General features: G+C 46.3%; 8 protein-coding genes. All 8 read left to right on the top strand.

Annotated elements, in window-relative coordinates:
* On the top strand, window positions 1–242 hold a 242-nt coding region (locus PKO02S_RS21870; protein ID WP_127586161.1), incomplete at its 5' end, for a DNA/RNA helicase domain-containing protein.
* A 295-nt stretch (window positions 243–537) separates the two neighbouring features.
* Window positions 538–1,350 (top strand): hypothetical protein, encoded by an 813-nt coding sequence (locus PKO02S_RS21865; protein ID WP_127586159.1) that lies wholly within the window; start codon window positions 538–540, stop codon window positions 1,348–1,350.
* Window positions 1,351–1,372: 22 nt separating this feature from the next.
* A complete protein-coding gene (locus PKO02S_RS21860; protein ID WP_127586157.1) occupies window positions 1,373–4,165 on the top strand; it encodes an MrcB family domain-containing protein in 2,793 nt (930 codons plus the stop codon).
* A complete protein-coding gene (locus PKO02S_RS21855) occupies window positions 4,137–6,575 on the top strand; it encodes a restriction endonuclease-like protein (RefSeq protein WP_127586155.1) in 2,439 nt (812 codons plus the stop codon). The genes PKO02S_RS21860 and PKO02S_RS21855 overlap by 29 nt, the downstream gene beginning before the upstream one ends.
* A gap of 250 nt (window positions 6,576–6,825) precedes the next feature.
* Entirely contained in the window at window positions 6,826–8,304 is a 1,479-nt protein-coding gene (locus PKO02S_RS21850) for a hypothetical protein (protein ID WP_127586153.1), read from the top strand.
* Window positions 8,305–8,371: 67 nt separating this feature from the next.
* A complete protein-coding gene (locus PKO02S_RS21845; RefSeq protein WP_127586151.1) occupies window positions 8,372–9,202 on the top strand; it encodes a MarR family transcriptional regulator in 831 nt (276 codons plus the stop codon).
* A gap of 47 nt (window positions 9,203–9,249) precedes the next feature.
* Window positions 9,250–10,092, top strand: a complete 843-nt coding sequence (locus tag PKO02S_RS21840; RefSeq protein ID WP_127586149.1) for a hypothetical protein — start codon at window positions 9,250–9,252, stop codon at window positions 10,090–10,092.
* Window positions 10,093–10,296: 204 nt separating this feature from the next.
* The gene (locus PKO02S_RS21835; RefSeq protein WP_127586147.1) at window positions 10,297–11,253 is read left to right on the top strand and encodes a helix-turn-helix transcriptional regulator; all 957 of its coding nucleotides are present in this window, start codon (window positions 10,297–10,299) and stop codon (window positions 11,251–11,253) included.
* Window positions 11,254–11,350: the final 97 nt, after the last annotated feature.

The following is an 11,350-nucleotide window of genomic DNA, read 5'->3' as shown; positions in this document are numbered from 1 at the left end:
TGAAATCGGATCCACAGAAAGCCTTGACGATGGCAGATGATATTATTAGAAATACTTACCGAACTCTTCTAACCAGAGGACAGAAAGGCTGTTTTGTGTACTGTACGGATTCCGCATTGAGTGCGTATTTGAAGAAGCGGTTAGTTTCTGGAGAGGAGTTTGTGTACACAAATTTCTTTAGCTCCCCGCTAATGGTTGCAGAGAAGAAGAGTTTGTATGATGTGAATTTAGACGAAAATTAGTCAGTGATTCTACAAAGACAAGAGATGCTCGGTTTAGGCGTCTCTTATTTTATGTGAACAAGTAAGAACCGAACTTGGTCAAATTTAAAAGAGGATTATTAACACCGATAAAGAATTCCATCATATTACAACTTTATACCTAAGTTGGAGCCGACAATGGTCCTACCGCAATTGCTAAATCGCTTCAGTTAAATAAATAGTTAGATGAGACTTAAGAACATGTGATTCCGCAGCACTACCAGGGTCCAAATTTCGAAAAATTAAACAATCAAAATACTATAAGGAGAATATACTGATGGTACATTTTTTATCATATCTTATTTATTCATTTGTGCTAGGGTATGCAATTTATCAGTTTACTAAGTCAGCCATTTTACTTTCCACTCTAGATAAACCGATAAAGAATCATTTATTGAAATGGAATTCGGTTCATAGAAAGAGTTTTTTCAGTGCTTTTAGAAAAACAGAATATGATTCGATAAAAAAATATAACTTTGTTTACGATCAGTTAGATGTTACTGAGCTTCGACTAATTAACACTTATTTAAAAACAACAAAAGATTCTACTGGTGTTGTAGTTAATATAGTGGATCTACTATTTAAAGTAATACCTCTACTAGTATTAATATTGACAACAATTACTTTTGGTTTCCAAAGTCTAATGTCAGTGGTTACTCAAATGGAATCAGCTGACATAAATAAAAATAACGAACAATTGACTGAGTTATTCAAAATTAGTGAGACATTCAGTACTGAAATTTTTAGTATTGTAAGAAATGTTGGTGGGTGGTTATTAGCCATAATTGTTGCTGGTTACGTAGAATTACTGACAAATAATTTAAAGAAATCTTTTATACTACCTAGGATTAATGTCATTGAGCAAATTCTACTAAACAGAATAGGAATAGATAAATCTTTATTGAGTTCAAACTCACAATTAGAAAACGAAAATGATTTGCAAACTGTTTTTATTTATGAATTCCCTATCGTTGTTTGGGATGAAGACAGCTCACTATGTGAGGGGAGAATAGCTGAACTTACAGATTCATCAATCGTTGTAAACAATACAAGATTTGATAAAACCAAGTATAGATTTTTTATCAAATAGACCGGACTATACGGAGGAACTAATGACTATACCTCAACAGCTAAATGACATTTTCAAACATAAACAGCGTTCATACAAAATGGTTCTGATCCTAGCACTCACAGAGGAAGGATTGGAGAACTCAACTAGTCTCAACCTCATCGCCGATCGGTTCCGCCAACACTTTATTGACCGTGAGAACAAGGGTCTTCCTGTAGACAATCCACCAACGTACATGGGGGATAGCTGGAAGTCGCTGACTGAGGGACAGCTCCGGACGGTTATTCAAAATCCAGTTAATGCCATGCAGACAATCGTAGAGATGAATCCTACGAACAACTCAATCTCCTTCAAACCAGAAATTGCTGAATTACTTACTCCTGAATTAATAGCGGAGCTACGCCAGTACGCTCTCCAGGAACTTGATTCCTACTATACGAGCGAAGCTACCCCACACCAAGACTCGAAGGAATTCTCTATCCGCGGTTATTTCCAACAAGTCATGGACTCCTACATACTGGCGAAACGAGAATCTATTAAGCAGCATCCCATGGACCAGCATGTGAGAAAGACCATCCCACACGAACTCGAGAAGCTGGATTTCATCCAAGCCCCACTCACTGTAGAAGGCTCAGCTGGAAAAGGTAACTGGGCGACGGTTCCGTGGATTGCCATTATGGATTCTAGAATTACGAGCACCACCCAGAAGGGGCAATACCTCGTCTACTTGTTCTCCGAGGATATGGGAGCCCTTTATTTGTCGTTCGCGCAGGGTGTGACGGAGCCCATGCAACAGCATGGTAAGAAGAAAGCTTACCTCTTTTTCGAGCAAATCGTCATTCAAATCCGTTCCCTGCTTCCCTTGGAAGGCACACGCCAAGACAGGGACATTTTCCTCACGACAAGCCCCTTGGGAGAAGCTTATCAGGCAGGCACAGTAGCCTACTACAAATACGAAAGCGGCAACTTGCCGAGTGATGAGCAGCTTAGGGCTGACCTCGAAAACATGGTCGAGAACTACCGACTTTTCGTGGAAAGGCGAGGAGCTCTCACGGCCGAAACGCCCCCACCACAGAAGCCAACTTTCAAAGTCACGATGGCGTACTTGCACTATATTCAGGGCGTCATGTACCACTTAAGCAACCACCCCAGGATTCCTATTCCAATCCAAGACCTCCTAGATCCCGCGAATCGCTCCACCATTTTCAAGTCCGGAGAATCTATTAAAAATCCCGAAGACCGCTTACGCGTATTCTGTAAGGTCCTTCAAGATTTCTCCCTCATTACTCTGGCTTCCGATCAAATAACTTTGTCCCCACAGGGTGAAACCTACTGCAATCATTTTCAAGAGAACCATTGGACCTTTGATCCTGAACAGATCCGAATCCTTCGCACAATTGTCGCAGACGAGGACGTTAACAACGAATTAGTTCAAGTGATTCGACTGGCCATTGATCTAACAAAGGAACTAAATACGTTCAATTCCGCAGAGTTTCAGAACCGTTTCATAGAAGCCATGGGGACAACGGACTGGGAAGAAATCACGAAGGAGTCTCGGAGTCGGTTCATGCTGAACTGGCTGCAGGAGCTGGAGGTTGTGCAGAAGTCTACCGAGGGATTGTATCGCTATCGAGAAGAGGAGCCAACCATGCCGTTGGATGATCATTTGCCCGTTCAGGAATTAGTCCGTCGAATAGAAGCGTACATATTGGGTCGTGGATTCACTTATCCGCCGCACTTGCTCGAGAACTTTTACCTTTCTTTGAAGACGAAGCCTTTTGTCATACTGGCTGGGATTTCGGGGACGGGGAAGACGAAGCTGGTGCAGCTGTTTGCGGAAGCGGTGGGGGCGACGGAGAAAAATGGACAGTTCCAGCTTATCCCGGTTCGACCGGACTGGAGCGATCCTTCGGACATGATTGGGTACACCGACTTGTCGCATCAGTTCCGCCCGGGGCCGCTTACTTCGGTTTTGCTAGAAGCCTCGCATCCGGATAATCGGACTAAGTCATATTTTATTTGTCTGGACGAAATGAATCTGGCTCGCGTGGAGCATTACTTCAGTGATCTATTAAGCTTGCTGGAGACTCAGCGTTGGGAGAAGGGGAGCATTGTAACGGATGCTGTGGTGAAGCAGGACCAGTTGAAGGCGATGGGGCGTTCGGACCTTCCGCTCAATGGAGATTTGCACATTCCGGATAATGTGTACTTGATCGGGACGGTGAATATGGATGAGACGACGCATCCGTTCAGCAAAAAGGTGCTCGATCGGGCGAATACACTAGAGTTTAATTACATTAACCTTAATCGGTTCCCAGAGTCTACTGGGGAGGGACCTAGAAAAGCGATTGCGGTATCGAATGCTTTTCTCCGAAGTGAGTACCTGCATTTGCAAGATGCCTATGGGGCGCATGCAGAGCTTATCCGAGAAGTTACGGTTCGACTTGTACAAGTGAATGACATTCTGGAAGAGGTTCATGCCCATATCGGGTTCCGGGTGAGGGACGCGGTTTCTTTCTATATGATTTACAATGCTACCTATGGTTTGATGAGCCAGGATGAAGCGTTCGATTGCCAGCTGTTGCAAAAGATTTTACCTAGACTTCAAGGCAGCAGCCAGTCGGTGAAGCAAGTGTTGGTGGAGCTGTATTTGTTAAGTGTGAATCGACCGCGACAGAATATGGCTGCCCTAGTAGAGGATGCATCCGATTTGTACAAGCCTTGGAGACGAGGAGCAGAGCCACCTCAAACCAAATACCCACAAAGCGCAAGGAAGCTAGCCTATATGCTACGGAGGTTCGAAGAGGATGGGTTTACTTCCTTCTGGCTTTCCTAACGAGTCTCGGGAGCTGCTTCAGGTGGCGACGAATTTGTTCGATGTGACGATCAAGGGGAAGCCTCTTCATCCTACAGTTGAAACGCTGCAGCTTCATCGGACCGATCATGTGTGGGAGAAAGCCGAGCATGTGGTGGCCTCGCATTCTGCTATTTTGCAGGTGGAGGAAGTGAAGTTGTTTTCGGTGGCGTTCGGTGAGTGGGTGGATGGTCTGGGTGGGGCGCAGGTGGAGCCTTGTTTCTATGAAACGCAGAGCTATGAGGTGCTGGTGGAGGCTCGAGATGCGAGCTGTCAGCTGGAGTTCTGGCATGCTAGTCCTCATCTGCGCAAGGCTGTGAAACCAACGGGCAAAAGCGGTCGCCTGCTCTCCGGAGTGCTCCAGTTTCAGAATGAGATTGGCTACACCGACTTGGAGATCCGGGTGAATGGGGGACCTGGCCTGCATATTCGGCTGGAGATTTTTCCGTCCAAGCTGGACTACAAGAAGGATTACTACGCTATACTCCAAGAGGTGAATCGGCAGATTTATAACCTCTCTTTTGACTTTCTGCGGAAAACGTACCACCTGACGGGGCTGAAGCAAACCCATTCTCAAAGCTTAACGGAATACTGGGCGATTCTGAAGCATGTGTTCCAGCAACTGACGGAGACGATCGAGCGGATTGATCGGGCGCCTCATTATCGGTTGTACCAAGAGAAGCGGGTGACGGATGCGGCGAAGGTGAAGAAGGCGGGACGGGAAAATGTTCGCTTCCTTGCCAAGCGTCCCCAACTGTTAGTGCCTGACCGGGAGCATGGGATTCTACAGGTGAATGGACAGCCATATCGACCGACTTCTCTTGTGGAGGCCAAACGAAAGCTGGATTATGATACGGCTGAGAATCGTTTCTTGCGGTGGATGCTGGAGCGGATTGATCGTAAGCTTTCGGATATCCGAGAGAAGCTGGTGGAACGGGAACGTAGTCGGGATACGGAGTTGGAGGCGGAGATAACGCGGATGAAGGCTCGGTTGCGGCGGTTGCTGCAGCTGGATTTCCTGCGTGAGGTCGGGGAGCTTCGGCAGATGAATGTCTCGTTGGTGCTGCAGATGGCGCCGGGGTATCGGGATGTGTATCGGATTTATTTGATGCTGATGAAGGGGCTTTCGATTCAGAGCGATCTGTTTCATTTGTCGATGAAGGATCTGGCGCAGCTGTACGAGTACTGGTGTTTCCTTAAGATTCATGAGCTGTTGGCCAACAAATACCAGTTGATCGACCATGATATTATCCGTGTGAATCGTACGGGTTTGTTCGTGACGCTAGATAAGTCTCAAAGGGCGAAGGTCGAGTACGAGAATCCGCGGAATGGGGAGCGTTTTGTGCTGTATTACAATGCCCTTCCGAGCGAGGATCGAGAAGCGCCTACTTTGGCTCAGAAGCCGGATAATGTCCTGACCTTGTACAAGCATGATGCCCAGCAGCAACCTCAAGTGTTCAAATATGTGTTCGATGCGAAGTATCGGCTCAATCCGGCGTACGAAGGCTCGTCCTACTACAACAACTATCAAGCACCGGGTCCGGAGGAAGACGATATTAATACGATGCACCGGTATCGGGACGCGATTGTGTACCAGGAGCTGGGCACGGTGGAGTTCGAGCGGAGTATGTTTGGGGCTTATGTGTTGTTTCCGTATGCGGATGAGGAGCGGTTCAAGGAGCATCGGTTTTACCGGAGTATTGGGTTGATCAATATTGGGGCGTTTCCTTTCCTGCCTGGGACGACGGGGCTGATGGAGAACTTTCTCGATGAGTTGATACTGGATAGCCCGGAGAAAGCCTATGAACGTTCGACCCAGCCACGAGGGACGAAGTCGTATTATCGCAATAAGCTGGGCGGGAAAAATGTGTTGGTCGGATCGATGCGGACGGGGCAGCTGGAGGTCGTTTTGGAGCAGAGCTTCTACCATATGCCTCTTCGGAATTTGCCGGATCAGAAGCTGCTGACTCAGCTGGAGTATATTGCTTTGTGCCAATCTAGGAGGCAGCACCAGAAGGATGGCGGCATCCGTTATTACGGGCGGATTCGAGAGTGGGAGGTTCGTAAGCGGGGGGACATCAAGGAGCGTCCCGCACGGCCGGGCACGGAGCAGGAGCTGTATGTGTACTTTAGCATCGAGAAGTGGGAGCAGCGGGCGACGGTGATTGCTTTGGGCGGGAGCTGGATCGAGACTTGTCTGGCTACGTCGAAGTACATGTTCGATCGCGCGGTGGAGCTTCCCGAGCTGCGGCTGGAGACGGAGGAACAGTTGCGCGAGTGGCGGGAGAAGCGCCGGCGTGGCAAGGTGAAGGTGGAGCTGGATCATGTGCATGTGGATCGGGCTGGGCGGGTGTTGGGGATTGGGGTGGAGGAGAACCATACTGAGAGGTAATTAATGAAACTAGCATGTTAGGATTAGGATAGAAGCGGGAGAAGCGTCGGCGGGGCAGGGTGAAGGTGGAACTGGATCATGTCCATGAACAGAAAACGATTTTCATTGGAATGAATTGGTATTATAATAAACAAATAGGTCATAGGTCTTATTAATGATAGATTTGAACGGTTGGATGGAGGGGGACTACTGAATTTAATCCAATCTAGCTTGCTACTATCTGTGGGAGCGTGTCAGACGTGATGGTGGATTGAAGAGAACCGGGAAATTCGATTGGCTGTTTGAAATTCTTCGTCCGAATGAATCGATATTTCGAATATTTTTGAAATATGCTATTACTTGCTCTGGTGAGGAAAGATCCATTTACGAGCTTAATAGACAAGAGCCAAGATCAGCGCTAAAGCGATTTCAAGAGCTGTGTTTTATATTAAACGACAACAATATGAAACTGACATTGTCTCCTACGCAAGTTTTGGAATTACGCGGGTTTGCAGAACAGACAGTAAATAGTAGACTTGATGCACTCGCCTTTGCTCAAGCCTATTTGATTGCCGTTGACCAGCTCTTCGCATCGCTAGCCGAAAAGTCTCATGCCGGCTTAGAACCCTTAATCGTTTATTATGAAGAGGATGTGGGCAGTGTCGTAGTTCAACTGGATGATGCAAAATCCTTTTGGCGGGAGGCGACTCATCGGTCAACCGATTGGAGGGTCGCTAGAAAGAAGAAAGATTTATTTATTAGATCCATTCATAGCCGCCTCACAAACTTTGACATCATACCGGCATACTATGACAGTCAAGTGAGATATATTGTACATGAACTTCCTCATTCTCCCCTTCGCGAGAATTGGTCAGAGGAAGGGAGGTCATGGACTTGGGCAATCTCGCAAACCCATTCACAACCGGTTATTTCTTTTGAACCCATAGTCAGTCAATTGGGGGCTTTATTTAATGTTGACCATGTTTCTGACAAGAACGAAGGATTTGAACGTATTGTTCAAGAGCTTGAACGTTCTTTTATGAATAAGGCCGACGTTGTTGTGTTTCCTGAGATGGTTCTCAATCCCGAGGATGAATTGACACTGTGCGCCAAACTGAAGGGTTTATCAATAGAACACAATCACGATCTGCTTTTGTTTATTGGTCTACTTCATCAACCGCAAGGGGCAGCTAGATGTAACAAGGCCAAGTGTTACGGACCTTGTTCTAACGATGACGGTATATTTGAGTACGGTCCGATATTTGAACATCAGAAGCAAGAACCGTTCAATCTAAAAGCCAAAGATATGCAATACTTGGGTATCACGCTTCCGTCTGAGCTTGGTGCAACGGAGGCGATTGAAAACATTCATTTAGGTGATTCATGGCATGTAATGATCACCCCTGCAGGTAGAATGACCATGTTAATATGCAAAGATTTCATTACCGTAGACGAGTCCATGTTTCATGAAGCCTCCATTGATATTGCGGCCGTATGCGCTCTAACTCCAAGCGCCTGCCATCAGTTCTTAAATAAGGCAAAAATGCTCGGTGAGAAGCATACGGCAACCTTGGTAGCGAACAATGGATACTATGCGGAGAAACAAAGCCCGCTAGCGGTGAAGCCATATTCCGTAGCAGCCTTCCCGCTGCGAAAAAAAGGCAAGCTACATGTGTATGATGAGATCGAGAGAGTGCGGGGCGAAACCGCTACATTGATCGTGATGAAATTATTTGATCAGGGTGAATAGCCTCTTCTAATCGGTAAATACTTAAGATATACTTAAGGTGAACAATGGATATGAAGGAGATTCTTATATGGTTGAACGTCATCATATGGAGCAGATGGTATGGCATGAACCGAGTCGTTTTGCAGATTTTATGAATGAAGCCGTTGTTGGACGGAGGATTAAGGATATTCGAATTGGGACGGATTTGTTCTTAAGTGCAATGATCCAGACTGTTGAGCAACGCATGTTCGGGCAACTTAAGGAAACGGCTATCCTATTAAGCAAATTAACGCAAAGATTGGCTCGTATTATGGATGAATTGCAGCCTGGTGTGTGTGTTGAGCTTGGCAGATTGGATGCGGGATGCCGCATCTATTCGTATTTTGCGGATTCCACTCCGGAGGCGGTAGTACTGGCTGAATTGTATGGGAAATACGATCGCCCGATTCTAAATGTGCTTTATCGCGAGTTTACTCTGAGTATGACGGACCTAGCAGAACGGATACAGGTCGCTCCTCCCTATCTGACGGAAGTGATCCAGAGACTGGTGGATTTCGGTTTTGTTGAGCGTTCCAAGCGGGGAAAATCGGTTTATTGTACGCTTGCGGTTAAAGGGACCCGTACTGCGAGATTCATGGATACGACTACCGACAGAGACTCCATGCTGGAGATGCTGTCTGAGGCGTTGGAAGAGAAGGATGAACAATCTCTTGAGCAATGGAGCAAACGGTATCGAGCTACACAGCCGGCAGTCTTGCGAATAGAGAAGGAGATCAAGAAAAGCTGGAAGGAGATATCAAGCACTCACGAAAGACAATATGTGAGTATTATTTCAAAATCAGGGTGGAATGATTTCCCCTTAGAAGTGATAGATAAGACAAAGGAAGCTTGTCCACCGCGCACACATTCTTATAAATGAGGACATTTGTATCCGGCATTTGAACATTTTTACGAGAGGACCGTGCAATGAAGAGGACAGATGCCAAAGTGCTGCTACCTTTTATAGAAGAGAATCAACTTAAAGGCTTTGTAAATAAAGAGTGTGCAGGACTGTCGGAGCAAGATATCAATCATGCTTGGCGAGAGCGCCAAAACATGATTCAGCCCCTATCGAAGAAGCAAGAATGTCGTTTGCATGCTATGTCAGATGAGGAGCAGCAAGCGTTGTTCGATGAGGAGGATATTCAGGCTTTCTATGAGAATGATATCGCTTTCATGTGGCTGGAGAATTGGGGAAGCGCTGTACCGCTCAAGCCATTCATAGCAGATGAACCGTGTAGGAAATATCGGAAATCGATTAAAAGTAAAGATGACGTTCTGAAGCTTTGTCTGGGGACGATCCAGCGGAAAGAAGGAGCCTTCAAGATCGAACGAACCGGGGACGAATCCTTGCTTAGAATAAGCATATTAAGCGATATGCGCAACATGTCGTTACGTGGGTATGAAATAATCCCGAGTAAGAAACGTCGTGAAGTTAATGTTTCCATGACGGTAGGTCTATCAAGCCCATTTATTGAGGCCATTGCTTTCGATAGGAACGTATTTATAATTAACGGCATTCAACGTCTATGTGCGATTCACGAGGCTGGTTATGAAGATATGCGGATCCCTTGCATAATTTACTCAGAACAGGTTTTTGAGAAAATAAGGTATTCGCAAGCGTATGGGGATGATCTGATTGAAGTAGCTCCGCTTCCTGCCGTTGCCGATTTTTTCAATGAGGAATTAACGTTTTCCTTTAAAATGAAATCTTCCTTAAAGCACGTGCAGATCATCGTATCTGATGTTGTTGTCCCTGGAAATTATTAAGGATCGATTTCCTTTATGCTGACGACAGGTTGTCGTCTTTTTTTCTAGCCTGTTTTCAAGATTAGTTTATTAACCATATGAAAATATAACAACAGCATCATGTCCGTAATAAATGTTAGCAGGCCAGAGGAAAAACAAGGAAATTTAACCATCACTATCGAATCCCTACACTCATATAGCCTATGACGCAAGGGGGTCAATCCAGTGATCGATAAAGTCATCCGCATCTTCAACATGATCAATGCCATCCAAGCCAATCCCGGCATATCGGCCGCCGACTTGGCGCTGAAATGCGATATCAACATCCGTACCATCTATCGGGACCTGGACACGATTTCTTTAATTGCGCCTGTCACCAACGAAGGCCGAGGTACCGGATACCGCTTCATGGGAAGGTTTTTCATGTATCCGCTGAATTTCACGGAGCAAGAGTCTCTGGTGTTCTCCCTGCTCCCGTCGGTCGTTGATCTGGACAAGCTGCCGCCAGGCTTCGAAACCGCCTACGCCAAGGTGATGGGCACCCATCGCAAGGAGAAGTCGCAGCAAAACCAGATTATTGCCGACATCACTAGCATCATTCAGATGGGAACGCCCGCTTATCGTCAAGAAAGCCCGAATTTCCTGCAGCCTATCATTCAAGCCATCCTGGAGCAGAAAACGATTCATACCGTCTATCACACCCAATATCGCAACGAGACCTCAGAACGAAGAATCGACCCCTATTATTTGATCCCGCGCGATCAACGTTTCTATCTGATCGGATACTGCCACCTTAAGCAAGCCATAAGGACTTTCCGGATCAGCCGCTTCCTCGACGTCCGACTAACCGATCTCGCTTTCGACAAAGGCAATTTCAACATCAAGAAACATCTCAAGAATACCTGGTCCATCGAGCAAGGCGAGAAAAATATTACGTTCAAGGTTCGGTTCCACGCCAATGTCGCTCGGTATATTCGGGAAGAAGAGTTGTTCGTGCATCCGCGGATGAAAGACAACAAGAAGGACGGCAGCATGATCTTCGAGGTGACGGTGAATAACGAAAAAGAGTTTATCCGCTGGATCTTGCAGTATGGTTCCGAGGCGGAAATATTGGAGCCCAAGTCGGTGCGCGAGTCATTGAAGAAACAGTTGGGTGAATGGTTGGAGATGTACTCCCGTTGAGAGTTGTTGAATTGTGTGTCGTTTAGCGGACACAGTTTCCGTAGAAGTCTGTTATTGGACAGGCTTCTTTGTGTTTGTGGGCGTGTGGAAGGGGCGA

The sequence above is a fragment of the Paenibacillus koleovorans NBRC 103111 genome (assembly GCF_004000845.1).
In the GTDB taxonomy this organism is placed as follows: domain Bacteria; phylum Bacillota; class Bacilli; order Paenibacillales; family NBRC-103111; genus Paenibacillus_AA; species Paenibacillus_AA koleovorans.
The sequence above is the reverse complement of the archived record's forward strand: the minus strand, read 5'-3'. Positions and strand labels throughout refer to the sequence as shown.